The organism is Variovorax sp. YR566 (assembly GCF_051992195.1).
GTDB lineage: Bacteria > Pseudomonadota > Gammaproteobacteria > Burkholderiales > Burkholderiaceae_C > Variovorax.
Genome location: NZ_CP197092.1, coordinates 5,704,265 through 5,728,286, shown reverse-complemented (window position 1 = coordinate 5,728,286; position 24,022 = coordinate 5,704,265). Strand labels below are relative to the sequence as shown.

The following is a 24,022-nucleotide window of genomic DNA, read 5'->3' as shown; positions in this document are numbered from 1 at the left end:
TTCAAGGCCTGCACCATGAAATTTCTCTCGAACCTCCGCATCGGCAACCGGCTGGCCGTGGCTTTCGCCATCGTGCTGGGCCTGACCGTGATCTCGACCGCGATCGCCCTGGTTTCATCGCGCAACAACGCGGAAGCCACCCGGGTCATGATGCAGAGCCCGCTCGCGAAGGAGCGGCTCATCTCCGATTGGTACGTGCTTACCTACTCGGCCATCGCCCGCACCTCGATGATCGCGCGCACGACCGACGAGACCCTGCCGGTCGTTTTTGCCGACGTGATCTCCGACAGCGTGAAGAAGGGCAGCGAGACCATTGCCAAGGTCGAGAAACTGCTGGTGACGGAGGAGGAGAAGGCCGTCCTGAAGTCCATTCTCGATTTGCGCGCGAAATACCAGACCGCCAAGGACGACGTAGGCAAGGCCAAGGCCAGCGGCAATGCGGTGGACACCGCACGCGCCTTCAAGGAGTCGTTCCAGCCGGCCGCCAAGGCCTATGAAACCCGCGTGCTCGACCTGCTGTCGATGGAGCGCCAGGCCATCGACGACATGAGCCAGGCCATCGACGCGGCGAACACGCGCAGCTTCAACCTGCAGCTGCTGCTGACGGTGCTGACGGTGGTCAGCGGCGGCATCTTCGCGTTCTTCATCTCACGCAGCATCGTGCGCCCGCTGGCGCAAGCCGTGCAGGTGGCCGAGACGGTCGCTGCCGGAGACCTGAGCATGCACATCGAAGTGGAAAGCCGCGATGAAGCAGGGCAGCTGATGCAGGCGCTGAAGAACATGAACGCGAATCTGGCGAAGGTGGTGGGTGAAGTGCGCACGGGCACGGAGACGATCGCTACTGCTTCGGGGCAGATCGCTTCGGGGAATCAGGATCTGTCTTCGCGCACGGAAGAGCAGGCAAGCTCGCTGGAGCAGACGGCTGCTTCGATGGAAGAGCTGACTTCGACGGTGAAGCAGAACGCTGACAACGCGCGGCAGGCGAACCAGCTTGCAGTCTCGGCCTCGGAAGTTGCGGTGAAGGGCGGCAGCGTCGTCTCCCAAGTGGTCGACACCATGGGCTCGATCAATGCATCGTCCAAGAAGATCGTCGACATCATCGGCGTGATCGACGGCATTGCCTTCCAGACCAACATCCTGGCGCTGAATGCAGCGGTCGAAGCTGCCCGCGCAGGTGAGCAAGGCCGAGGCTTTGCCGTAGTGGCTTCAGAAGTTCGCAGCCTGGCTCAACGTTCCGCTGCAGCAGCCAAAGAGATCAAGACCCTGATCGGCGACTCGGTAGAAAAGGTCGAAGAAGGCAGCAAGCAGGTGGAAGAGGCTGGCCGCACGATGGACGAAATCGTCGGCAGCGTGAAGCGCGTGACGGACATCATGGGCGAGATCACCGCTGCCAGTCAGGAACAAACATCGGGCATCGAACAGATCAACCAGGCCATCACGCAGATGGACCAGGTCACGCAGCAGAACGCCGCACTGGTCGAAGAGGCTTCGGCAGCCGCTCAATCGCTGCAGGAGCAGGCGGGCGCCCTCGTGCAGGCCGTCAGCATCTTCAAGCTCGACGAAGGCCGTCAAGCCGCGCCTCGCGCGCAGGCCAGAACGCAGCCGGCCAAGCGCGTCGGGTCGCCCTTGCCTGCGACACCTCAGCTTGCGGTGGCCGGTGCCGGTGCCGGTGACTGGCGCGAGTTCTGAACCATAGGCTTTCTGTAGTTATGAAAACCGCGAACCCCGCGAGGCGCGATCCCGCCTTTGTCTCCCTGGCTCGCACCATGACCCTCGGCGCCGTCGCAGGCATGCTCCTGGTGGTGACGCTGGTGCTGGCCGTTTTCTACGCGCTGGCCTCTTCGCAGCAGCAGCGCAGTGCCGCGCAGTACGCCAATGCCAAGGCCGAAGCCATCGCCCGCTCGCTGGACATCTTCGACCAGACCATGCGCCTCACGGCGGAGAACGCCTTCGGCGTCTTCCGTCGCCAATTCGCGTCCAGCTTCGTTCTCGACGGAGCCGCGCAGGGAGCGCTGAGCAGTGACGGCACGCCCATCGACGCCAAGCGCATCGCGGAGGTGGATGCCTTCGCGCGCGATTTCCCCGGCGCCAATGCCACGGTGTTCGTAGCGCAAGGCGAAGATTTCCGCCGCGTCACCACTTCGGTGAAGAAGGAAAGCGGCGAACGCGCCGTCGGCACGCTGCTGGATCGCAAGAGCGGCGCCTATCCGGTGCTGCGCGAGGGCAAGCGCTTCGTGGGGCGCGTCATGCTGTTCGGGCGCCCCTACATGACGGTCTACGAACCGGTGCGCGATGCGGCTGGCCGCGTCGTCGCGGTGCTCTACATCGGGCTGGACATTTCTCAACAGCAGGCTTCCTTCGGCGAAGCCGTGGGCAAGACGCGGATCTTCGAGACCGGCGGGCTCTACATCGTCAACCCCAGCGGCGGTGCCGATGCGGCGACGCTGGTCTTTCATCCGACGGCGGCCGGCAAGAAGCTGAGCGAGCTTCTGCCTGGTGACGAGTCGGTCGCCTGGCTGTCGCGGGTCGCGGCGCCCGACGCCATGTGGATCGACGACGCGCGGGCGGTGCTCGCGCCAGCGAACGGGCAGCGGCGCTATGCCTCTGTGGCCAGGAGCGAGGCGACGGGCTGGCTGGTGGTGGCCGAGCTTCCCGCTTCGGAGGTGCTCGCCGGGCTCTATCGCCAGATGGCCTGGATCGGCGCCTGCATTGCTCTGGCGGCCCTGGTACTGGGGGCGGCGCTGATCGCCTTCATCCGCCGCACCGTGCGGCCACTGAGCCTGCTGAGCGAACACGTGCAGGCTCTCGGTCAGGGCGACCTGTCGCAGCGATTGGACTCGACCCGCCGTGACGAGATGGGCGTGATCACCCGCGCCGTGGAAAGCATGCGCGAGGGCCTGGCCGGCGTTGTGGGCGGCGTGCGCGAAGGCACCGATGCCATCGCCACCGCCTCGGGCCAGATCTCGGCGGGCAACCAGGACCTTTCGACGCGCACGGAGGAACAGGCGAGCTCGCTGCAGCAGACCGCTGCATCGATGGAAGAGCTCACCAGCACCGTGAAGCAGAACGCAGACAACGCGCGGCAGGCCAACCAGCTGGCGCTGTCGGCCTCCGAGGTGGCGCTCAAGGGCGGCGATGTGGTCAGCCAGGTGGTGGACACCATGGCCTCGATCCACGCCTCGTCGAAGAAGATCGTGGACATCACAGGCGTGATCGACGGCATCGCCTTCCAGACCAACATCCTGGCGCTCAACGCCGCGGTGGAAGCAGCGCGCGCGGGAGAGCAGGGCAGGGGCTTCGCCGTGGTGGCTGCCGAAGTGCGCAACCTCGCGCAGCGCTCGGCAGCAGCGGCCAAGGAAATCAAGGGCTTGATCGATGACTCGGTAGGCAAGGTCGATGCGGGCACCGCCCTGGTGGGCGAAGCCGGAAGGACCATGGAAGAGATCGTGGGCAGCGTGAAGCGGGTGACCGACATCATCGGTGAGATCAGCGCTGCGAGCCACGAGCAGACCTCGGGCATCGAACAGATCAACCAGGCCATCACGCAGATGGACCAGGTCACGCAACAGAACGCGGCACTGGTCGAGGAAGCCTCGGCCGCAGCCCAGTCGCTGCAGGAACAGGCCGGCAGTCTCGTGCAGGCCGTCAGCATCTTCAAGCTCGGCGAAGGCCGGCAACACACGGTATTGGCCTTCTCGGCCTGAAAAATGATCAAGTCTTTCTACAACCTCAAGATCGCGACCAAGCTGCTTGCGTCGTTCATTGCCGTCCTCGTGCTGACGGCCTGCCTCGGTGCGATTTCGGTGATGCAGCTCGGCAAGGTTCACGAGATGTCCACGGACCTCTCGACCAACTGGCTGCCCGCCACGCGCTCGCTGCTGGAGCTGAAGACTTTGGTGGCGAGCTACCGCGCGCAGGAGACGGAGCATGCCTTGTTGGGTTCGTTCACCGAAATGACTGCGCACGAGAAGGCGATGGACGAGTCGTGGGCGGTGCTGCAGAAGAAGCGCGCCGAATATGCGACGCTTATCTCGGAGCCCGAGGAGCGCGAGCTCTATCCGGTGTTCGAGAAGTTGCTGGCGCAATACGCGCTCGAGCACAACAAGATCGTCGCCATCTCCAATACGCAGGACATCGACCAGACGGCCAATCTGATTCGCGGCAAGTCGCAGACTTTGAGCCGCGAGATGAACGCGACGCTGGACAAGCTGACGCAGATGAACATGGCGGGCGCCCTGCGCGCGAGCCAGACAGCCGACGCGGTGCACGGACGAGCCAGGCTCTGGGTGTTTGGCCTGCTGCTGGGCAGCATCGCGCTCGGCCTGGGGCTGGCGTTGTGGATCGCACGCATCGTCGCGCGGCCGCTGGCGGAAGCCGTGAAGGTGGCGCAGTCTGTGGCCGCGGGTGACCTGACCAGCCGCATCGAGGCGCGGACGACGGATGAAACCGGGCAACTGCTCGAGGCCCTGAAGGGCATGAACGACAGCCTCGTGAAGATCGTGAGTGAAGTGCGCACGGGGACCGACACCATTGCCACGGCTTCGAGCCAGATCGCTTCGGGGAATCAGGATCTGTCTTCGCGCACGGAAGAGCAGGCTAGCTCGTTGGAGCAGACGGCTGCCTCGATGGAAGAGCTGACCTCGACGGTGAAGCAGAACGCGGACAACGCGCGGCAGGCGAACCAGCTTGCTGTGTCTGCCTCGGAAGTTGCGGTGAAGGGCGGCAGCGTTGTCTCGCAAGTGGTCGACACCATGGGTTCGATCAATGCATCGTCCAAGAAGATCGTCGACATCATCGGCGTGATCGATGGCATCGCATTCCAGACCAACATCCTCGCGCTGAACGCGGCAGTCGAGGCGGCACGCGCCGGCGAGCAAGGCCGTGGCTTTGCTGTCGTCGCTTCAGAAGTTCGCAGCCTGGCTCAACGCTCCGCTGCTGCAGCCAAGGAGATCAAGACGCTGATCGGCGACTCGGTCGAAAAGGTCGAAGAGGGCAGCAAGCAGGTGGAAGAAGCTGGCCGCACGATGGACGAGATCGTCGGCAGCGTGAAGCGCGTGACCGACATCATGGGCGAGATCACCGCTGCCAGCCAGGAACAAACGTCGGGCATCGAGCAGATCAACCAGGCCATCACGCAGATGGACCAGGTCACGCAACAGAACGCAGCGTTGGTTGAAGAGGCTTCGGCAGCCGCTCAATCGCTGCAGGAGCAGGCCGGCAGCCTCGTGCAGTCCGTCAGCATCTTCAAGCTCGACGCCAACGCCGCGGCCACAACACGCCCCGGCTTCACACGCATCACCCCGATTGCCAAGCCCGTCAAGCCCGAGCCGAAGCGCCCCGCCAAGGCCTTGCCCACCCGCCGCGAACCCGCCGCAGCCCCACAGCTCGCTGTAGCTGGGGATGCGAAGGGCGACTGGACGGAATTCTGAGTCTGCTGGAGGAAATCAAATGAACTTGAAGAACCTGAAAATCGGCACCCGCCTGGGCCTCGGCTTTGCGGTCGTGCTGCTCCTGATGTTGGTCATTGCCGCCACCGGCATGCAGCGCCTTGCGAGCGTGGGCAAGGCCACGGAAGACATGATGCAGAACGCGCTGGTCAAGGAGCGCCTGGCCAACCAGTGGTCCAACCTGCTCGGGCCGGCAATCGTCAATTCGTTCGCGATGGTCAAGGCGACAGACCCCAAGGTGGTCGCCTACTTCGAGAAGGGCCGGGCCGACAAGTCGGCGCTTATCAACCCGGTGCAGAAGAAGCTCGAGGAACTGCTGACCTCTCCGGAAGAGAAGAAGCTGTATGCCGGTGTGGCTGACGCTCGCGGCGTCGTGCTCGCGACCATCGGGAAGATCAACAAGCTCAAGACCGAGGGGAAGAACGAAGAGGCCATGGAAATGGCCGACAACCAGTTCGCGCCCGCACTCACCGTCTACGAGGAGGCCGTGGCCAAGCTCGCGGCGTATCAGCGCGACCGCATCGACGAACTGGCGCAAGACATCGAAGCCAGCCATACGACCGGCGAGACCACGTTGATGGTGCTGTCGGGCATTGCGCTGGTGCTGGGGGCGCTGTTCGCATGGCGCCTGACACTGGGCATCGTGCGCCCGCTGGGGCATGCGGTGGAAGTGGCCGAGACGGTGGCCGCGGGCGACCTGAGCACGCACATCGAAGTGGAAAGCCGCGACGAGACAGGCCAACTGATGCATGCGCTGCGAGAGATGAATGCGAGCCTGGCGAAGGTGGTGGGTGAGGTGCGAACGGGCACGGAGACGATCGCTACTGCTTCAGGGCAGATCGCTTCGGGGAATCAGGACCTGTCTTCGCGTACTGAAGAGCAGGCGAGTTCGTTGGAGCAGACGGCTGCTTCGATGGAGGAACTGACCAGCACCGTCAAGCAGAACGCGGACAACGCGCGTCAAGCCAACCAGCTGGCTGTGTCTGCCTCGGAAGTTGCCGTGAAGGGCGGCAGCGTCGTCTCCCAAGTGGTGGACACGATGGGCTCGATCAATGCATCGTCCAAGAAGATCGTCGACATCATCGGCGTGATCGATGGCATCGCATTCCAGACCAACATCCTGGCGCTGAACGCGGCAGTCGAGGCGGCACGCGCCGGCGAGCAAGGCCGTGGCTTTGCTGTCGTCGCCTCCGAAGTGCGCAGCCTCGCTCAACGCTCCGCCGCTGCCGCCAAGGAAATCAAGACTCTCATCGGGGACTCGGTCGAAAAGGTCGAAGAGGGCAGCAAGCAGGTGGAAGAGGCTGGCCGCACGATGGACGAAATCGTCGGCAGCGTGAAGCGCGTGACCGACATCATGGGCGAGATCACGGCCGCGAGCCAGGAACAAACCTCGGGCATCGAGCAGATCAACCAGGCCATCACGCAGATGGACCAGGTCACGCAGCAGAACGCCGCACTGGTCGAAGAGGCTTCGGCAGCCGCTCAATCGCTGCAGGAGCAGGCCAGCAGCCTGGTGCAAGCCGTCAGCGTCTTCAAGCTCGACGCCAACGCCGTCGCCACCACACGCCCCGGCTTCACGCGTATCACCCCAATCCCGAAGCCCGCCAAGCCAGCACCCAAGCGCCCTGCCAAGGCCTTGCCCACCCGGCGCGAGCCTTCTGGTGCCCCGCAACTCGCCATGGCCAACGACGCCAAGGGCGACTGGACCGAGTTCTGACCCGATCGGCCCTCAACTTTCGGCCGGCGCTGCCGATATAGACCCAGAGGCATCCAGGCGATGCCACTCATTTCACACACCTCATCGACAGGTAAAGCCATATGTCCGGAAGTTTGTTCTACACGGGTCTGAGCGGCCTCGGCGTTGCACGCACCGCGCTGATGACCACGGCCCACAACACAGCCAACGTGTACACCGCCGGCTACAGCCGCCAGGTGGCAGAAATCGCCACGGGCAATGCCACTGGCACAGGCTCGGGCTTCATCGGCTCGGGTGCCAACGTCACGACCGTCTCGCGCAGCTACGACCGCTACCTGACGGCGCAGCTCTCTATTGCGCAGTCGGCCTCGGCCGCGCTCGCCACCAACAGCACGCAGATCAATCGCATCGACACCCTGCTGGCCGACAAGACCTCGGGCATCGCGCCGCTGATGCAGAGCTTCTTCACCAGCGTGCAGGGCGTGGCCAACACACCGGCCGACCCGGCGGCGCGCCAGCAGATGATCAGCTCGGCGCAGGCGCTGGCCAGCAAGTTTCGCGCGACTGACCAGTACCTGTCGGACCTGAACTCCTCCGTCAATGAGCAGATCGTTGGCAGCGTGGACCAGATCAACACCTACGCCAGCAAGATCGCCAGCCTCAACCAGCAGATCAGCCAGATCAGCGCCATGGCCGGCGGGCAGCCGCCCAACGACCTGCTCGACCAGCGCGACCAGCTCGTGAGCGAGCTGAGCCAGGTGGTTGACGTGAAGGTGCTGCAGCAGGACAACGGCAAGTACAACGTGTTCATCGCCACCGGCCAGTCTTTGGTGACGGGCGACTACGCCGCCACCATGGCGGCAGTTAACTCCGCCGCCGACCCGTCGCGCAAGGCCGTGGCGCTGCAGGGCTTTGCCGGCAACACGACCGAGCTGTCTGATGGCGTCATTACCGGCGGCACGCTGGGCGGGCTCATGAGCTTTCGGCGCGACACGCTCATTCCCACGCAAAACTCCATCGGCCGGCTCGCCATGTCGGTGGCCGACGCCGTGAACGCGCAGAGCAAGCTGGGCGTGGACCTCAGTGGCGCACTGGGCAAGGACTTTTTCACGCAGTCCGTGCCGGGCGTGCTCTCCAACGCAAAGAACGCGGGCAACCTCGAACTCACCGGCACGCTCTCGAACGCGTCGCAACTCACGACCAGCGACTACAACGTGAGCGTTACCGACGTGGCCGGCACGCTGACCTACTCGGTCACCCGCCTGTCGGACAAGCAGTCGATGGGCTCCTTCACCACCTTCCCCATTACCTTCGACGGCGTGAGCCTCACGGCCGCCAGCGGTACCGCGCAGGCCGGCGATTCGTTTCTGGTGCAGCCCACGCGCACCGGCGCGCGCGACCTCGACGTGCTGACGCTCGACCCCGCCAAGGTGGCCGCGGCATCGCCCATCGTCACCGGCAATACCGTCGGCAACAAGGGCTCCGGCGCGCTGGGCGCGGCCACGGTGGATGCGAGCTACCCCGCAACGCCGCTGGGCGGCACCGTCACGCTGAGCTACGACGCGACCACCGGCAACCTGACGGGCTTTCCGGCCACCTCGGCCGTGACCGTCACGCTGGCCGATGGCACCAGCACCAGCTACGCGGCTGGCACGCCCGTGCCCTACACCGCCGGCGCGAAGATGAGCTTTGACGGCATCACCGTTGCCATGACCGGCGCGCCTGCGCAAGGCGACACCTTCACCATCGGCAAGAACACCGCGGGCGTATCCGACGGCAGCAACGCGCTGCTGCTGGGCGCGCTGCAGCGCAAGACCACCATGGCCAACGGCACGGCAACCTTCAACGGCGCCTACTCGCAGATCGTCAGCGAAGTCGGCAACCGCGCCATGGCCGTCAAGGTGGCAGCCACCACGCAAGACAGCGTTACCAGCCAGATCAAGGCCAGCCAGCAGGCCATCTCGGGCGTGAACCAGGACGAGGAAACCGCCAACCTGCTGATGTTCCAGCAGATGTACCAGGCCAATGCGAAGGTGATCCAGACCGCCTCGACCATCTTCGACACCATCCTCGGCATTGGCAGCTGAGCCCGCCCAACGTCAAGCAGACTCAACAAGGCAAAGCGATGCGTATCAGCACCCAATCCTTTTACGAACAGAACGTACTGGCCATGGGCCAGCAACAGCAGAAACTGTTCAGGGTCCAGCAGCAGCTGGCGACCAACTCAAAATTTCTCTCGGCAGGCGACGACCCGGTGGGCGCGGCCCGCGCACTCGGCGTCAGCCAGACGCTGTCGGAAATCTCGCAGTACGCCACCAGCCGCCAGCGCGCGTCGCGCTCGCTCTCCACCGAGGAGAACGCGCTCAACTCGGTGACCTCGATCCTGCAGAACATCAAGGCCCTGACTGTGCAGGCCGGCAACGGCACCCTGTCGGACGCCGACCGCGCATCGCTCGCCACCACCATCCAGAGCAGCTACGACCAGCTGGTGGGCATCGCCAACTCCGACGACGGCAACGGCCAGTACCTGTTCGCAGGCTTCAAGAGCGGCTCCCCGCCCTTCGTGGCCACGACCAGCGGCGGCGTGCAGTACGTCGGCGACCAGGGCCAGCGGCTGATGCAGGTCGACGTGGCGCGCCAGATGTCTACGTCAGACGACGGCCGCAGCGTCTTCCAGTCGGTGCAAGGTGGCGCGGGCTATGTGGCGTCAGGCGCCGCGGACAACACCGGCACCGGCGTGTTCGGCTCCGTCAGCGTGACCGACGCCACCGCGCCCAACTACGGCAAGGACTTCACCATCACCTTCAGCGCCACCGACTACACGGTGACGACCAAGGACACGCCGCCCGTAGTCGCAGCCACCGGCCCCATCTCGGCGGACACGCCCATCAACTTCGGCGGCGTGCAGATCAAGATCACCGGCACGCCGGCGGCTGGCGACAGCTTTGATGTGTCTACCGCGAAGAATGCTGGCACTGATGTGTTCGCTGCGATCGGCGAGCTGGTGAGTGCGCTGCGTACGCCGCTGTCGGGTGGCGGAGCGGCTGCGCAGGCGAAGCTGCAGAACGCGCTGGCCACGGCCAACGTGAAGGTGACGAATGCGCACGACAACGTGCTGACGGTGCTTTCTTCGGTGGGCTCGCGGCAGAGCGAGATCGATGCGCTGGACTCGGGTGGTGGGGACCGCAAGCTGCAGGAAGAGTCTTATCTGTCTTCCATTGAAGACCTGGACCCGTATAGCGCGATTGCGGAGTTTTATCAGCGGCAGTCTTCGTTGCAGGCTACGCAGATGACGTTTGCTAAGTTGAATAGCATTTCGTTGTTTAACTATTTGTAGTGGGGTGGGCACGAGGTGGGCGTGCCTTGCGTTGGTTCGGTTGCGAAGGGGTAAATCCGACCTTGGCCCCGGATGTGTTCGGCGTGTGGCTAGCGTGAGGAGGCATCACGAAGACATTGAAAGGGCCATCCGCGTCGATGGCGCATTGGGCGTGGGAGGCCGGTGCATGGTTGTGCATCTGGCTTGATTCGGCTGGCCGCCCGCACTTTTAAGAAATAAGTCGGCACATACCCCGTGGGCGCCAAGCCGTGATTGTTGGTCACGTGGAGTTCAATGAACTTACGCCGCGCGTGGATGACGTCCCCTCTTCTTCGGCCATACCACATTGAGTCGTGCAGCAACAACATAGGCCGAGTTGCTTGAAGACTTTCACACCCAAATACTGAAACGGTTTGATACTCCGTCCAATCTAAAGAGGGAGGTCACCGTGGCATTTTCCACAAGCCGACGCTGGCGAGGTACCGGTTCGCCAACACAGAAACGACACCGAACCCGGGCACGACGAGCATCTCGGAGGTGAAGTTCAACCTGCGGTATCCGGGGCAGTATGCGGATGAGGAATCAGGCCTCAGCTACAACTACTTCCGCAGCTATGACGCCAGGACGGGACGGTACAGTCAGCCAGATCCGATTGGACTTGACGAGGGGTGGAATCGATTTGGGTATGTGGATGCGAATCCGATAAGAGGCACCGATCCTTTTGGGCTAGCCAACTCAGCGGCCATCGGGTGGATGAAGCCAAAGCCTTCTGGATCTCCCGCCGGCACCACCTTACAAATTGGACTCTCTGGCAATTTGGGGGCAGCAGTGATAGGCCTTGCCGGCGAGGTTGGCTTAGCCACTACACCGCAGTTTGATGACGCTTGCTTCTATGCACAGTTCTGCGGGGTTGCTGGTCCACAACTTGTTGCTGCCTGCGGTATCTCATACTCGGTCGGCGATGGATTTCCTTCGAGCGGTGTCTCGACTTCCAAAGGTGTGACTTGGTTTGGAGGGGCTGGACTGGTGGGCGCAGGCCAAGTTACTGTGAACGACTCGACGCAAATGCAAGGCACGAGAGGTGGGACGCGCGGTCAGTTTGGCGGGGGTGCTGGTGTAGGCTATGTCGATTGCGTTCAAAAAACGTGGTGCTTAAGGAGGTGATATGTCCAATCGTCAGGGTTTTCTTCTTGGCTTAGTGGTCTTAGCTGTGCTCATCCCGTTAGTTGTCGTTCTGTACCGAAAACTCTATGCGGGCAAGCCACAGACGGGGCTTCACATTCAGACTGCAGGCATCTCCTTGGCTTGGATCGGAGGGGTAATCGCTCTTGCACTCGATCAAGTGGAACTCGGCGCTAAGGCTATTTTTCTGGGCTTCCTGATTGGTATCGTCGGATTGTTCGTTCACACACAATCAACTCGCAAAGAAAAAGACCGGCAGGATTGAGATCAAGTAACTGAACTCCTCAAACGAACAGCTTCTGAACACAACCATCTCAACGAAGCGACGGGCCTTGGGCACATGAGCCTTCAAAAAATGCGAGCTGGAATGGGGCGAGTGGCAGCATGAAATTTCTGAAATGGGCTGCCGTAGTAGTGCTGGTGGTTCTCCCTCTTTCTGAGGTCGCAGGCCACTTGATCATCAAGCAGACCGACGCGTACCAGACGCTGAGAAATTTCGTTCAAACCTCAGACGGCATAAGAGAAAAAGTAGGCGATCGTCCGAAGATGAGCCTTCATTTCTTCGGGTACTCGATCCGAATGTCGGGGCCAAGTGGAAACGCGGAGTTTTCCGCTTCCGTGGAAGGCTCCAGTGGGACTGGCGAGTTGCATGCGAGCCTCGTAAAAAGTGGTAATTGGAGGATCGTGTCGATGAGCCTCGATGGCCAGGAGATTCAGGTGGCAACTATCAAAGAGTCCTCCGCGGTGGTTGCTGAGAAGTAGAGCAGTGGGCTGTCGCCAGTTTCGTGGACGTCGGCCCAAGCTCTTTTTAGTTTTCTCGAATCCTGTTGGACTGGCATCGATAACCTCGAAGGTGTTCATCGCGCACCGCCTTCACTCAAGGCAACACGCAACGACTGCATCGTGGTGTCGGCCGTTTCGACCCGCCGCTGCAGTTCCTCATTGACCACCCGCACCAGCGCGCTGAGTTCGGTGCGGGTCGGATACACCTCTTCCGTATCGTTCACACCCTGCGGAACGATGAGCTTTTCGAGACACGCGTAGGCACGATGCACAGCGTGAAGGCTGTCGATGTCATCGCATGCCTGCAGCACAAGCGATTCAACGCTGGCGGCTTCAGAAGATTCGGGAAATGAAGAGACGTGCGCGGACGCGCGAGCGGATGCAGCCATGAAAGGCCTCCAAGTGATTGCGGTTTGCTGAAACCGCCGCACCCGAGACCAATCGAGGCGGCAGCTCGATGGGTTGGTCTACCGGGCAACCACTTGCGTGAAACCGGCCGGGCTCGCGCCCGCCCATCGAGCCGCCAAAAAAATGGAAGCACGAATGACGAAGCCGCAGACCCTGCGGGGAACTGCGGCTTGCGTCGCAGTGATTGCACGGGAGACCAATCCCGATCACGCCTGTTTTTGACATGACGGGCGCAGTATAGCCACGCAGACATCTGCGATCGAAGCGAGCGCGATGCCCCTATGGCCCGCAGTTCCAACCCAAATGCCGGGTGGAACCTCCTCATTTCAGCCCGTTGAGTGAAACCCTTCGTCCCACAGCGCAGGCCATGGAAAGGCTTCCTCATACTGCATGGCCAATGCCAGCAGTTCGGCATCGTGGCCGGCCGATGCGACCAGCTGGATGCCGGTCGGCAGGCCCTCTGCATGCGCGCTTGGCAATGCAATGGCCGGCAAGCCCGCGGCATTGGCGAAGGCGGTGAAGACGGCATGTCCGCGCGGGCCGACTTCCGTGTCCGCTATCCGCTCGGGGTGGCTCTGCTCGCAGGGCCAGGGCAGGGCGGCCGTCGCCGGGGTGAGGATGAAGTCGTAGCGGGCGAAGACGACTTCCATCTGTCGCTCGAGCTCGCGCACTTCCGCCAGCACGTCGAACAGGCCGGACGCATCGAGCTTCAGGCCGGCGTCGAAATTCGCCTGCGCGACCGCGCCGCAGCGTGAGAGATCCGGGTGAACGCCCTCGGGCAATCCGAACTCGGGCCATTGCCATGCGCGCTGGAGCATCCAGGCGAGCCCTGCATTGGAAAGCGTCGGCCACAGCGCGTTGATCGCCTCCGACCAGTTCACCTGCTGCTGTGCTTCGTCCACCGCATGCCCCAACGCGGCGAAACCCTCGGCCGCGCGACGCACCGACGCGGCAATGTTGGGGTCGACGGCATGGGTGCCGAAACGGGGCACGAAAAGAATGCGAGACGGCGTGGGCCGGCCGGCCTCCAGGCGCGACCCTGCGATCGCCTCCGTCAGATGCTGTACGTCTTTCACGCAACGACCGATTCCGCCGGCCACTTCGTAGTCGAGGAATATCTCGGGCAAGCCGCGTTCCCTGCGCACGAGGCCGCGCGAAGGCTTGAATCCCACAAGACCGCAATGCGATGCAGGCCGGCGGATGGAGCCGCCGCCATCGGTAGCCAGGGCCAGTGGTCCCAAGCCCGCCGCGACCGCCGCCGCGGCACCGCCCGACGATCCGCCCGGCGTCAGCGCGGTGTTCCAGGGGTTGCGGGTCGTACCGTGCAGGGCGTTGGTGGTGTAGCCCTGCATCGCGAATTCAGGCAGGTTCGATTTACCGAACAGCACGGCGCCTGCCGCGCGCAGGCGCGCCACGGGCAGCTCGTCGTGCGATGCGACAAAGCCCTGCAGCAGCCTGCTTCCCCACGACGTGGGAAGACCCGCGACGTGCATGTTGTCCTTGACGCTCATTGGCACGCCGTCGAGCGGGCCCAGCGGCCGGCCGGTGGCCCAGCGTGCCGCGCTGGACGCCGCCGCGCGCCGCGCACCTTCCCGGTCGAGTGCCACGAAGGCGTTGAGCGACGGCTCGCAAGCCTCGGTGCGTGCCAGGCACGCCTGCAGCGCGTCGAGGGGCGTGAACAACTGCTTTGCGTACCCGGCGGTCAACTGCGCCGCACTGAGGCGCCATGGCTCGTTCATGTCGTGGGAGCGCCTTACTGCGGCAAATCGCCGGCGGGGCGGCCCAGCCACTTGACGGCCAGCTTGTCGAGTTCGCCGCTCTTCTTCGCATCGAGCAAGATCTCGTTGACCTTGAGCCGCAGCGCGTCCTCTCCCTTGGCCACGCCGACGAAGTTCGGGGAATCCTTCAGCACGAACTTGAGCTCGCTTCCAAGTTGCGGGTTCTTCGCCATCATGGTGCTCGCCACCTGGGCGCTGGTTGCCACCAGCTGCGTCTGTCCGGCGACAAAGGCCGAGATGGTCGCGTTGTTGTCCTCGAAGCGGCGCAACTCCACGGAGGCCGGCGCCACCTTGGTGAGTTCCGCGTCGTCCACGGAGCCGCGCGTGACGGAGATGGACTTGCCCGCGAGCTCAGCCGGCGCTTTCACGGACAGCGTCTTCGGGCCGAACACGGCGATGAAGAAGGGCGAGTAGGCCACCGTGAAGTCGATGACTTTCTCGCGCTCCGGGTTCTTGCCCAGCGTCGAGATCACGAGGTCGGCCTTCTTGGTCTGCAGATAGGGGATGCGGTTCGCTGTCGAGACCGGAATCAATTCGACCTTGGCGCCGAGCTTGCCGGCGATCAGCCGCGCGACTTCGATGTCCAGCCCCTGGGGCGCCATGTCCGGGCCGACCGAGCCGTAGGGCGGAAAGTCGGTGGGAATCGCGATCCGGACCGTCTTGCTCTTCGTGATCGTGTCCAGCGCGCTCTGTGCGTGCGAGGCGCCGGCTGCGAGAAAGGTGAGGGCGGCTGCGAGGCCGAGGGAAAGGTGGCGTTTGCTGAACATGGTGGCGTGCTCCAGGGTTGGGATGGGCGTTGAGAAGAAGTCGGCAGGGAAATCGGGGGCGCGTGGCAGGGGATGCTTCACCGGGGCGCAGACACCGGCGTGAGCGCGAGCCGCAGCTCGGCCAACGGGTCGGGCGTCTGGTCTGCGGGCACCCGCAGCTTGAGTTGCCAGGTCGACAGGTGGGCGAAGACGCGCTGTTCGGCCAGGGCCATATCGCCGGCTTCCAGCGCCTCGACGATGGCGCTGTGCTCGCTGAAGGAGTGCGCAGCCTCGTCTTCCGACTGGTAGCGCAAGGCGATCAGCATCGTGCGTGCGGTGAGGTCGCGAACCGTGGCCGCGAGCACGCTGTTCCCCAGGCATTCGGCCAGGCAGACGTGAAAGTCTCCCAGCAGGAAGCTGCGCGCTCCCACATCGGTGCCTTCGACCGCTTCGCGCTGACGCTTCAGGTGCGTGCGCAGCCGCTGCAGCGCCTTGGAGGCCGGAGGCTTGCTGCACCGGATGAGGCCGGTCTCGATCACGAGGCGCGCGTCGAAAGCGGCCTGGGCTTCCTCCAGCGACAGCTCGACCAGGTACCACCCGCGACGCGCGCTGGCCTTCACCATGCCGCGGACCGACAAGGTGGTGAGCGCCTCGCGCACCACCGCGCGGGGTGCATCGAAGAGGTCGCACAGTTGCTGTTCGCCGAGGCGGGCACCCGGTGCGAGCTTCTTGGCGAGGACGGCCTCGACGATGCGCTCGCTGATGTCGGTGGAAGATGGCATGCGTCTGATCAAGCAGATCTGATGCCATCTGATTAATCAGTTTGATGCACCAGTTTGGATCTTCATGCGATCCGGGTCCTTTGCATCACCTTCGAATCAGGGCCGCAGCCCCTGCGTAACCCGCAACATGTTCCCCACAGCCTCCCCAAACCGAGGCTCCAGAAACGCCCCCAGATTCGGCATCAACAACTGCATCATGAAAATCCCCGCCAGCAGCGTCAGCGGAAAGCCCACTGCGAAGATGCTGAACTGCGGCGATGCCCGATTCAGGATGCCCATGGCCAGGTTCAGCGTAAGCAGCGCGGTAATCAGCGGCAGCGCCAGCATCAGCCCGCTGGCAAAGATGTTGCCCCCGGCCAGCACCAGGAACATCCACCCACCAGACGCAAGCGGCGCATCGGCAATCGGCAGTGTTTGAAAGCTCTCCGCCAGCGCATTCACCATCAGCAGATGCCCGTCGAGCGCCAGGAAGATCAGCATCGCCAGCATGTTCAGCAGGCGCGACACCACCATGGTGCTGCCGTGGCTCATCGGGTCGAAGAACGATGCGAACGACAAGCCCATCTGCAGGCCGATGTATTCGCCCGCGGCCAGCACGGCGGTGAACACGAGCCGCACGGTGAAGCCCATGGCCACGCCGATCAGCACCTGCTGCACGATGATCCACACGCCGCCGGCGGACACCACCGGCACCGTGGGCAACGTCCCGATGGTGGGCGAGATGACGAAGGCCAGCATGGCGGCAATGGCCACCTTCACGGGCCGCGGCACCCACGCTTCGCCGAAGATCGGCGCGGTGCTCACCAGTGCGAGCATGCGCACAAAGGGCCAGAGGAAAGCCACCATCCAGCCCTCGAGCTGGGCCGAGGTGACCGAGATGATCGACGGGGTCACGTCACCTCAAATCACGTCACGCCAGCATTTGCGGAATGCTGGCGAACAGCGCGCGGATGTAGTCGAGCATGCGGTCGAGCATCCATGGACCTGCGATCACCAGCGTGGCGAACACGGCCAGCAGCTTGGGAATGAAGGACAGCGTGGCTTCGTTGATCTGCGTGGCCGCCTGGAAGATGCTCACTATCAGGCCGATGATCAGTGCCACCAGCAGCAGCGGCGCGCCGATGAGCAGCGAGATTTCCATGGCCCTGTAGCCCATGGTCATGACGGATTCGGGGTTCATCTCTGCGTACCTAGAGGTAGAAGCTTTGCGCGAGCGCGCCGATGAGCAGTTGCCAGCCGTCGGCCAGAACGAAGAGCATCAGCTTGAAGGGCAGCGCGATGGAAGCGGGCGGCACCATCATCATGCCCATGGACATCAGCACGCTGGCCACCACGAGGTCGATGATGAGAAACGGTATGAAGATGGTGAAGCCGATCTGGAACGCGGTCTTCAGCTCGCTGATGACGAAGGAGGGCAGCAGTATGCGCAGCGGCACGTCTTCGGGGCCCTGCATCTCGGGCACCTTGGCGAGCCGGGCGAACAGGGCCAGGTCGTTCTCGCGGGTCTGCTTGAGCATGAAGGTCTTGAAGGGCGCAATGCCGCGCTCCAGCGCGGTGTCGGCGCTGATCTTGTTCTCGGAGAAAGGCTTGTAGGCCTCGCTGTAGGCCTTGTCGAGCACCGGCGACATCACGAAGAAGGTGAGGAAGAGCGACAGCCCCACCAATATCTGATTGGGCGGCGAGGTCTGCGTGCCGATGGCGGTACGCAGCAGGCCCAGCACGATGAGGATGCGCGTGAAGCTGGTCATCGACAGCAGCAGCGCGGGCAGGAAGGTGAGCGAGGTCAGCAGCACCATGGTCTGCACGCTCAGCGACCAGGTCTGGCTGCCGCCGGGGCCGGGCGTGCTGGTGATGCCGGGCAGGCCCTGCGTCCATGCAACGGCGGGCAGCAGCGTGGCGGCGAGCAACACCAGCGCGGCGCGCATGCCGCGGCGCAATGCGGGGTTCTTCATGGGGCAGGACGATGCGGCTTGCCCGAGAGGGCTTCACGCAGCTTGCGGGCAAAGAGTTCGACAGGTGTGGGTGCGACCGATGGCAACGCGGAGGCTGAAGCAGCCGCATGGGCCTGTGCCGGCAGCGTGTGCAGTGTGTTGACCTGGCTCGGCGTGACGCCCAGCACCAGCCAGGTGTCGCCCACTTCCACCACGACCACGCGCTCGCGCTGGCCGACCGCGGCGCTCGACACCACCTTCACCAGTTGGCCGCTGCCCAGGCGCTGGAGGCCGAAGCGCCGCGCCAGCCAGGCGCACAAGAAGATCAGGCCGACCACCGCCGCCATGCCGAAGCCGGCCTGCAGCAGGCCCGATGCGCCGACGGCGGCCGGAGCCACGTCGTGAACGGGCGTGGGCACGGTGGGAAGGCTCATGCGCGCGCGAGCTTCTGCATGCGCTCGGAGGGCGTGACGATGTCGGTCAGGCGAATGCCGTACTTCTCGTTCACCACAACCACTTCGCCTTGCGCAATGAGGTAGCCGTTGATCAGCACGTCCAGCGGTTGGCCGGCCAGGCCGTCGAGCTCCACCACCGAGCCCTGCGACAGCTGCAGCAGGTTCTTGATGGTGATGCGCGTGCGGCCGATTTCGGCGGTGAGCTGCACCGGCACGTCGAGCACGCGAGCGATATCTACCGGCGTGGTGGACGAGTGCGCGGGGGGCGGCGCGTCCTGGATCTGCTGGAAGACCTGCGCGGTGGCTGGCGCGAATGTGGGTGCGGGGGCGGGTTCGGATGCGGCAGGGGCCGAGGCGGCCGTCTGCTCGGCCAGGGCGCTGGCCCAGTCGTCCGCGTCGCTGCTGCCGGAAGAGGTGTTGTCAGTCATGGTCGTTCTTCAAATCGCTGTCTTGGTGGGAGATCATGTGTTGCACGCGCAGCGCATAGCGCTCGTTGGAGGTGCCGTAGCCGCACTCCATCACCGGCACGCCGCCGACCTTGGCGACGACCGTCTCGGGCAGCTCGATGGGAATGACGTCGCCGATCTGCAGCTTCATCACTTCGCCCAGCGTCGATGGCATGGTCACGAAGTCGGCCACCAGCTCGACGTCGACGGCCTGCATCTGGCGCGACATCTGCTTGACCCAGCGCTTGTCGACCTCGACCTCGTCCTGGATCGGGTTGGACAGCAGGTCGCGGATCGGCTCGATCATCGAGTAGGGAATGCACACGTGCAGGAAGCCGCCGACGGGGCCGAACTCGATCTGCAGCGTGGTGTTGATCACCACCTCGTTGGGCGCGACGATGTTGGCGAGCTTGCCGTGCATCTCGGCGCGCACGTAGTCGAAGTCCAGCGGAAACACCGGCTGCCATGCGTCGCCATAGCACTGCAGCGACAGGTCGAGCAGGCGCTTGATGATGCGCTGCTCGGTGCGCGTGAAGTCGCGGCCTTCCACGCGCACGTGGTAGCGGCCGTCGCTGCCGAACAGGTTGTCCACCACGAGAAACACCAGCTTCGGGTCGAACACGAAGAGGGCGGTGCCGCGCAGCGGCTTCATGTGGATCATGTTGATGTTCGCGGGCACCGGCAGGTGCCGCACGAACTCGCCGTACTGCTGGATCTGCACCGGCCCCACCGAGATGTCGGGGCTGCGGCGCATGAAGTTCAGCAGCGCGCCGCGCAGGCCGCGCGCAAAGCGGTCGTTGATGACCTCCAGCGTGTGCATGCGGTTGCGCACCACGCGGTCGGGCGCACCGAGGTCGTAGGCCGGCAGGCCGTCCTTCGGCGGTGCGGGGGAGGCCGCCTGGTCGAGGTCTCCGCCGGTGACGCCTTGCAGAAGCGCATCGACCTCGTCCTGGGAGAGCACCTGTTCATACGCCATGGATCGCTTGTCCGAAGGAAGAGGTGGTCACTGCACGACGAACGTGTTGAAGGAGACGCTGGAGATGCCCAGTTCGGGCGTGTCCGGGGCCAGCGGGGTGCTCAGCGCCTTGCGGATCTCCTCGGCCAGCTTGGCCTTGTCTTCTGGCGCCACCACCGATTCGGGCGCGCGGTTCGACAGCAGGAGCAGCAGGCGGCTGCGCACCTCGGGCATGAACTCGACGAGCTGCGCCTTGGTCTGCTCGTCGCGCACGCGCAGCGCCATGCCGATCTGCAGGAAGCGGCCGCGGCCTTCCGACTGCAGGTTGACGGTCAGCGGCTCTAGCGTCAGAAAGATGGGCTTCTCGGGCGTCGGCGCCTTGGCCGTTTCGGTGGAGGCGGCGCCCATGAAGCGGGGCAGGAAGACATACGCGGCCGCGCCGCCGGCAGCGATCAGGCCGACGGCGATCACGATTCCGATCAGCAGCTTCGAGGAGCGGCGTGGGGCCAGCGTTGCGGAGATGGCCGGTGCGACAGTTGCGGCGGGTGATGAGGTAGCCATGGTTAAGCGGTTTTTCTTGTCCGATCTATTCTTTGCGAAGTCCCTCGCGAACGAACGGCCGAACAAGCGCACAAAGGCGTTTCATATCCGTTCATTGCGGGGCGCCGCACAGGGCGCCGTCGCGGGCGGGGGGCGAATGTGTTGCCAGGGCTCAGGCGAAGGTGTCCACCCCGGCTGCGTTGTTGGATGCACCCGCGCGCACGGCGGCGAGGGGCGCAATTGCCGGGGCGCTTGCCGTGGTGCGGCCTGTGCCGGGGTAAGGGGAGGCCGCCTGCTGCCGCGCGGCGTTCTGCTGCTGTTGCTGGCTTTGCTGCTGTGCGAAGGCGGCGTCGTTGCCGAAGGGCTGGCGGGTTTCCGCGCCGACCGAGGTCTGGCCCAGCGTGATGCCCTGCTCCGACAGCGAAGTGCGCAGCTGCGGCAGCGCGGCCTCGATGGCCTTGCGCACGCTCTCGTGGGCCGACACGAACATGGCCTGCGCCTGGTTGTCGCCCATCGACAGCGTCACCTTGAGTGGGCCGAGACCGGCTGGGTTCAGGTTGAGTTCGGCCGTGTGATTGCCGCTGGTGCTCATGCGCGCCAGCTGCTGGCCGAGGGCCGGCGCCCATTTGTCGCTGCCGACTTCGGGGGCGATGGTGTGCACGGGGGCGCGTGTGGCGGCCGTGTCGTTCGCGCTGCCTGATGAAGCGGTTGCTACAGCGGCGGGCTGCTGGAGCGCGATGGGTGCCACGGGTGGCTGGGCGTCTGTGTCGCTGGCGGTCGCGGCTGCCACTGCTGCAATGGGCGCGGCCTTGGCTTGTGCATCGTCGGCCGCTTCGGGTTGATGCGCGGCGCTGGCCAGTTGCTCGGCGGTGGTGGCGCTCACGGGGGCGCGCGATGCGGCGCCGCGGCCGGTCGCAGCGGTGCCGACCGGCGAACCGGCGGGAGCGGATGCGGGCTTCGCGATGCCGACGGACATGGTCTGTGCCGCGATGGCGGCGCGGGCGAGTTCGTGCAGCGAGGCGGCTGGCGCGGTGTCGACCTGGAGTTGCGCAGCCTGGGTGGCGGGCAGTGCGGCCGTCGCGGGTTTCGTAGCGGCATCTTTCGAGACCACAGCGGCTTCGGGTGCGGCCGATGCATCGGCGACGGCTGCATCGGCGCCAAGCGTCTTCGCGGCAGCGGCCTGCAGGGCCGGGTCCAGCGGAATGTCTGCCGCCGCACCGGCGGGCGCCGTTGCGGCGGTGGCGTCAGCCGCGCCTTCACCTTGCTGCTGTTGAGCAGAGCGCCCCGCGAGCGTCAGCGCATGCAGCGGCGTGTGCGCCGTCCCGAGAAAGGCGAGGTTCGGATCGGCGGGCAGCGCGTCTTCTTTCTTCGTGTCTTCATCCGCGCCGGGCTTGCGCACGGGCTTGCGGTCGATGGCGGCGACATCCTGTGCGCCGTCTTTCGGCGCCGCGTCGCCGTGGCTGCCGTTGTTCGCGCGCGAACGCTCCAGCGCCGCGCCAAAGCTGCGGCCCTGGTCTTCGTCCGCGCCGCGGTTGCGCACGCCGGTCTGCGCGGCTGGCTGGCTGGTGGCGTTCGTCATGACGGGGGGCGTGATCATGGGAGTCATGTCGGTTCCTGCGTGGAGATTCAATCAGTGGACTCAAAGAGTCGGGTGCGAGGCGCGGTCGAAGAACTTGCGCGCCGCGCGCTCGTCGCTGTCGCGCTGCTCGCGCTTGGCCTCGGCCATCATTTCCTGCATGCGCACGCGCTCGGCCAGCGTGTCGAAGGAGCTCAGGCGGCGCTTTTGCTGCTGCCAGTCGGTGCGGCCGGTGTCGAGCCGGGTCTCGGTCTGCGCCGCGATGGCGCGCTGCTGCTCGATGGCGCCGTCCAGTGTGCCCAGGAAGTTGCGGTAGTTGCGCCACTGCGAAGAAGGCAGGCCGTCGCGCATCAACGCGTCGAGCTGGTCGTGATAGTCCTGCCGGTACTGCAGCAGCAGTTCGAGCTTCTGGCTGGCGTTGAGGTGCGCGTTCTGCAGCGCACCCAGGCGCCGCGCGGCGTCGTCGGTCTGCGTGTGCGCCAGGTCGATCAGCATGCCGAGAGGGAGCTTGCGTGTCATTTCGTGAATCTCTGCGGTGTTGTTGTCGTGGATGCGCGCTGCTCGGTCGCGAACAGGCCTTCGAGGTGCGCGATCGACTCGGCGTAGCCCGCGCGTTCGTCCATCGACTGCTGCAGGAAGCCTTCGATGCGCGGATACATCGCAATCGCCTGGTCGAGCTGCAGGTCGTGGCCGGGCGCATAGGCGCCCACGCTGATCAGGTCGCGGTTGCGCTGGTAGCGCGAGAGCATCTGCTTGAAGCGGCGCACCGAGTCGTACTGCGAAGACGGAATCAGCGCGGTCATGGCGCGGCTGATGGAGGCCTCGATGTCGATGGCGGGGTAGTGCCCGGCCTCGGCCAGCGTGCGCGAGAGCACCACGTGACCGTCGAGAATCGCGCGCGCCGAGTCGGCAATCGGATCCTGCTGGTCGTCGCCCTCGGACAGCACCGTGTAGAAGGCGGTGATCGAGCCGCCGCGCCCCTGCGCATCGCGCGCGCCGTTGCCCGCGCGCTCCACCAGCGCCGGCAGCTTGGCGAACACCGAAGGCGGATAGCCCTTGGTGGCAGGCGGCTCGCCCACGGCCAGCGCAATCTCGCGCTGCGCCATTGCGTAGCGGGTGAGCGAGTCCATGATGAGCAGCACGTCCTTGCCGCGGTCGCGGAAGTATTCGGCCAGGCAAGTTGCATACGCCGCGCCCTGCAGGCGCAGCAGCGGCGAGTTGTCGGCGGGCGCGGCCACCACCACCGCGCGGGCCAGGCCTTCCTCGCCCAGCGTGTTCTCGATGAAGTCTTTCACCTCGCGACCGCGTTCGCCGATCAGGCCGACGACGATGACCTCGGCGCTGGTGTAGCGCGCCATCATGCCCAGCAGCACGCTCTTGCCCACGCCGGAGCCGGCGAACAGGCCCATGCGCTGGCCGCGGCCGACGGTGAGCATCGCGTTGATGGCCCGCACGCCCACGTCGAGCACCGAATCGATGGGCGCACGCGACAGCGGGTTGACGGGCGGGGTGCTCAGCGGCACCTTGCGCGCGATGTCGAGCGGACCGAGCCCGTCGAGCGGCCGGCCGGCCGCATCGACCACGCGGCCGAGCATGCCTTCGCCCACGGGCAGGCGCTTGGTGTGTGCGTTGCCGATCATGCCGGCTGCATCGGGCTCCGGCGAGCCGGGCCGCGCGAACACGCGCGCTCCGGGCACGAGGCCCGCCACTTCGGTCTGCGACATCAGGAACAGGCGGTCGCCGGCGAAGCCAACGACCTCGGCTTCGGCGTGGCGCTGCGGATGGCCGGGCGGCAGTTCGATCAGGCAGTCGCTGCCCACGGGCAGTTGCAGGCCCACGGCTTCGAGCACCAGACCGACGGCGCGTGTGAGGCGGCCCGAGGCGATGGTGGTCTCGCAATGCGCGACGTTGGCGCGCGCTTTCTCCAGCGCAGCGCGCACCGATTGCAGATGGGCGTTGGGGGCGGCGGTGGTCTGCATGG

General features: G+C 65.0%; 23 protein-coding genes. 9 read left to right on the top strand and 14 right to left on the bottom strand.

The genetic code is table 11. The features are described from left to right. Window positions 1-15 precede the first annotated feature (15 nt). The 9 genes from ACTG4X_RS26745 to ACTG4X_RS26705 all read left to right on the top strand — a co-directional run bounded on the left by ACTG4X_RS26745 (window position 16) and on the right by ACTG4X_RS26705 (window position 12,403). Window positions 16-1,689, top strand: a complete 1,674-nt coding sequence (locus ACTG4X_RS26745; RefSeq protein ID WP_097198356.1) for a methyl-accepting chemotaxis protein — start codon at window positions 16-18, stop codon at window positions 1,687-1,689. Window positions 1,690-1,766: 77 nt separating this feature from the next. Then, window positions 1,767-3,704, top strand: coding sequence for a methyl-accepting chemotaxis protein (locus ACTG4X_RS26740; protein ID WP_440532334.1), 1,938 nt, complete (start codon window positions 1,767-1,769; stop codon window positions 3,702-3,704). Window positions 3,705-3,707: 3 nt separating this feature from the next. Continuing rightward, the gene (locus ACTG4X_RS26735; protein WP_440532333.1) at window positions 3,708-5,429 is read left to right on the top strand and encodes a methyl-accepting chemotaxis protein; all 1,722 of its coding nucleotides are present in this window, start codon (window positions 3,708-3,710) and stop codon (window positions 5,427-5,429) included. A 19-nt stretch (window positions 5,430-5,448) separates the two neighbouring features. Continuing rightward, window positions 5,449-7,164: a methyl-accepting chemotaxis protein gene (locus ACTG4X_RS26730; RefSeq protein WP_093077306.1), complete on the top strand. Its 1,716-nt coding sequence runs from the start codon at window positions 5,449-5,451 to the stop codon at window positions 7,162-7,164. Window positions 7,165-7,265: 101 nt separating this feature from the next. Then, a complete protein-coding gene (flgK, locus tag ACTG4X_RS26725; RefSeq protein ID WP_093077304.1) occupies window positions 7,266-9,230 on the top strand; it encodes a flagellar hook-associated protein FlgK in 1,965 nt (654 codons plus the stop codon). A 38-nt stretch (window positions 9,231-9,268) separates the two neighbouring features. Further along, window positions 9,269-10,480: a flagellar hook-associated protein FlgL gene (gene flgL / locus ACTG4X_RS26720; RefSeq protein ID WP_440532332.1), complete on the top strand. Its 1,212-nt coding sequence runs from the start codon at window positions 9,269-9,271 to the stop codon at window positions 10,478-10,480. 516 nt (window positions 10,481-10,996) lie between these two features. Then, entirely contained in the window at window positions 10,997-11,623 is a 627-nt protein-coding gene (locus ACTG4X_RS26715; RefSeq protein ID WP_440532331.1) for an RHS repeat-associated core domain-containing protein, read from the top strand. 1 nt (window position 11,624) lies between these two features. Further along, complete coding sequence (locus tag ACTG4X_RS26710) at window positions 11,625-11,906, top strand: hypothetical protein (RefSeq protein ID WP_307617357.1); 282 nt, start codon at window positions 11,625-11,627, stop codon at window positions 11,904-11,906. 119 nt (window positions 11,907-12,025) lie between these two features. Next, window positions 12,026-12,403, top strand: coding sequence for a cytochrome c oxidase assembly factor Coa1 family protein (locus ACTG4X_RS26705; protein ID WP_093077298.1), 378 nt, complete (start codon window positions 12,026-12,028; stop codon window positions 12,401-12,403). Window positions 12,404-12,498: 95 nt separating this feature from the next. On the opposite strand, the gene ACTG4X_RS26700 is transcribed toward ACTG4X_RS26705, so the two are convergent. The 14 genes from ACTG4X_RS26700 to fliI all read right to left on the bottom strand — a co-directional run bounded on the left by ACTG4X_RS26700 (window position 12,499) and on the right by fliI (window position 24,020). Beyond that, window positions 12,499-12,813, bottom strand: coding sequence for a hypothetical protein (locus ACTG4X_RS26700; RefSeq protein WP_093077297.1), 315 nt, complete (start codon window positions 12,811-12,813; stop codon window positions 12,499-12,501). A 345-nt stretch (window positions 12,814-13,158) separates the two neighbouring features. Next, a complete protein-coding gene (locus ACTG4X_RS26695) occupies window positions 13,159-14,571 on the bottom strand; it encodes an amidase (protein WP_440532330.1) in 1,413 nt (470 codons plus the stop codon). A 14-nt stretch (window positions 14,572-14,585) separates the two neighbouring features. Next, window positions 14,586-15,377, bottom strand: coding sequence for a transporter substrate-binding domain-containing protein (locus ACTG4X_RS26690; RefSeq protein ID WP_440532329.1), 792 nt, complete (start codon window positions 15,375-15,377; stop codon window positions 14,586-14,588). A gap of 77 nt (window positions 15,378-15,454) precedes the next feature. Next, a complete protein-coding gene (locus ACTG4X_RS26685; RefSeq protein WP_426389954.1) occupies window positions 15,455-16,138 on the bottom strand; it encodes a GntR family transcriptional regulator in 684 nt (227 codons plus the stop codon). Between the two features lie 96 nt (window positions 16,139-16,234). After that, the gene (fliR, locus tag ACTG4X_RS26680) at window positions 16,235-17,020 is read right to left on the bottom strand and encodes a flagellar biosynthetic protein FliR (protein WP_440534428.1); all 786 of its coding nucleotides are present in this window, start codon (window positions 17,018-17,020) and stop codon (window positions 16,235-16,237) included. A 28-nt stretch (window positions 17,021-17,048) separates the two neighbouring features. After that, window positions 17,049-17,318, bottom strand: a complete 270-nt coding sequence (gene fliQ / locus ACTG4X_RS26675) for a flagellar biosynthesis protein FliQ (protein WP_440532328.1) — start codon at window positions 17,316-17,318, stop codon at window positions 17,049-17,051. A gap of 10 nt (window positions 17,319-17,328) precedes the next feature. Further along, entirely contained in the window at window positions 17,329-18,090 is a 762-nt protein-coding gene (fliP, locus tag ACTG4X_RS26670; protein WP_440532327.1) for a flagellar type III secretion system pore protein FliP, read from the bottom strand. Next, window positions 18,087-18,503, bottom strand: a complete 417-nt coding sequence (gene fliO / locus ACTG4X_RS26665) for a flagellar biosynthetic protein FliO (protein ID WP_440532326.1) — start codon at window positions 18,501-18,503, stop codon at window positions 18,087-18,089. The genes fliP and fliO overlap by 4 nt, the downstream gene beginning before the upstream one ends. Next, window positions 18,500-18,952, bottom strand: coding sequence for a flagellar motor switch protein FliN (fliN, locus tag ACTG4X_RS26660; protein ID WP_440532325.1), 453 nt, complete (start codon window positions 18,950-18,952; stop codon window positions 18,500-18,502). Before fliN ends, fliO begins: the two co-directional genes overlap by 4 nt. Continuing rightward, the gene (fliM, locus tag ACTG4X_RS26655) at window positions 18,945-19,946 is read right to left on the bottom strand and encodes a flagellar motor switch protein FliM (RefSeq protein ID WP_440532324.1); all 1,002 of its coding nucleotides are present in this window, start codon (window positions 19,944-19,946) and stop codon (window positions 18,945-18,947) included. The genes fliN and fliM overlap by 8 nt, the downstream gene beginning before the upstream one ends. Window positions 19,947-19,973: 27 nt before the next feature. Then, the gene (fliL, locus tag ACTG4X_RS26650; RefSeq protein ID WP_093178178.1) at window positions 19,974-20,486 is read right to left on the bottom strand and encodes a flagellar basal body-associated protein FliL; all 513 of its coding nucleotides are present in this window, start codon (window positions 20,484-20,486) and stop codon (window positions 19,974-19,976) included. Between the two features lie 151 nt (window positions 20,487-20,637). Beyond that, window positions 20,638-22,062: a flagellar hook-length control protein FliK gene (locus tag ACTG4X_RS26645; protein ID WP_440532323.1), complete on the bottom strand. Its 1,425-nt coding sequence runs from the start codon at window positions 22,060-22,062 to the stop codon at window positions 20,638-20,640. A gap of 42 nt (window positions 22,063-22,104) precedes the next feature. Then, window positions 22,105-22,560: a flagellar export protein FliJ gene (gene fliJ, locus ACTG4X_RS26640; protein ID WP_093058554.1), complete on the bottom strand. Its 456-nt coding sequence runs from the start codon at window positions 22,558-22,560 to the stop codon at window positions 22,105-22,107. Next, window positions 22,557-24,020 (bottom strand): flagellar protein export ATPase FliI, encoded by a 1,464-nt coding sequence (fliI, locus tag ACTG4X_RS26635; RefSeq protein ID WP_440532322.1) that lies wholly within the window; start codon window positions 24,018-24,020, stop codon window positions 22,557-22,559. Before fliI ends, fliJ begins: the two co-directional genes overlap by 4 nt. Between the last annotated feature and the right edge of the window lie 2 nt (window positions 24,021-24,022).

Bases quoted from the DNA above. Each gene is read 5' to 3' on its own strand.
- ACTG4X_RS26745 (WP_097198356.1), top strand. From the start codon at position 16: ATGAAATTTCTCTCGAACCTCCGCATCGGCAACCGGCTGGCCGTGGCT.
- ACTG4X_RS26740 (WP_440532334.1), top strand. From the start codon at position 1,767: ATGACCCTCGGCGCCGTCGCAGGCATGCTCCTGGTGGTGACGCTGGTG.
- ACTG4X_RS26735 (WP_440532333.1), top strand. From the start codon at position 3,708: ATGATCAAGTCTTTCTACAACCTCAAGATCGCGACCAAGCTGCTTGCG.
- ACTG4X_RS26730 (WP_093077306.1), top strand. From the start codon at position 5,449: ATGAACTTGAAGAACCTGAAAATCGGCACCCGCCTGGGCCTCGGCTTT.
- flgK (WP_093077304.1), top strand. From the start codon at position 7,266: ATGTCCGGAAGTTTGTTCTACACGGGTCTGAGCGGCCTCGGCGTTGCA.
- flgL (WP_440532332.1), top strand. From the start codon at position 9,269: ATGCGTATCAGCACCCAATCCTTTTACGAACAGAACGTACTGGCCATG.
- ACTG4X_RS26710 (WP_307617357.1), top strand. From the start codon at position 11,625: ATGTCCAATCGTCAGGGTTTTCTTCTTGGCTTAGTGGTCTTAGCTGTG.
- ACTG4X_RS26705 (WP_093077298.1), top strand. From the start codon at position 12,026: ATGAAATTTCTGAAATGGGCTGCCGTAGTAGTGCTGGTGGTTCTCCCT.
- ACTG4X_RS26700 (WP_093077297.1), bottom strand. From the start codon at position 12,813: ATGGCTGCATCCGCTCGCGCGTCCGCGCACGTCTCTTCATTTCCCGAA.
- ACTG4X_RS26695 (WP_440532330.1), bottom strand. From the start codon at position 14,571: ATGAACGAGCCATGGCGCCTCAGTGCGGCGCAGTTGACCGCCGGGTAC.
- ACTG4X_RS26690 (WP_440532329.1), bottom strand. From the start codon at position 15,377: ATGTTCAGCAAACGCCACCTTTCCCTCGGCCTCGCAGCCGCCCTCACC.
- ACTG4X_RS26685 (WP_426389954.1), bottom strand. From the start codon at position 16,138: ATGCCATCTTCCACCGACATCAGCGAGCGCATCGTCGAGGCCGTCCTC.
- fliQ (WP_440532328.1), bottom strand. From the start codon at position 17,318: ATGAACCCCGAATCCGTCATGACCATGGGCTACAGGGCCATGGAAATC.
- fliP (WP_440532327.1), bottom strand. From the start codon at position 18,090: ATGAAGAACCCCGCATTGCGCCGCGGCATGCGCGCCGCGCTGGTGTTG.
- fliO (WP_440532326.1), bottom strand. From the start codon at position 18,503: ATGAGCCTTCCCACCGTGCCCACGCCCGTTCACGACGTGGCTCCGGCC.
- fliN (WP_440532325.1), bottom strand. From the start codon at position 18,952: ATGACTGACAACACCTCTTCCGGCAGCAGCGACGCGGACGACTGGGCC.
- fliM (WP_440532324.1), bottom strand. From the start codon at position 19,946: ATGGCGTATGAACAGGTGCTCTCCCAGGACGAGGTCGATGCGCTTCTG.
- fliL (WP_093178178.1), bottom strand. From the start codon at position 20,486: ATGGCTACCTCATCACCCGCCGCAACTGTCGCACCGGCCATCTCCGCA.
- ACTG4X_RS26645 (WP_440532323.1), bottom strand. From the start codon at position 22,062: ATGATCACGCCCCCCGTCATGACGAACGCCACCAGCCAGCCAGCCGCG.
- fliJ (WP_093058554.1), bottom strand. From the start codon at position 22,560: ATGACACGCAAGCTCCCTCTCGGCATGCTGATCGACCTGGCGCACACG.
- fliI (WP_440532322.1), bottom strand. From the start codon at position 24,020: ATGCAGACCACCGCCGCCCCCAACGCCCATCTGCAATCGGTGCGCGCT.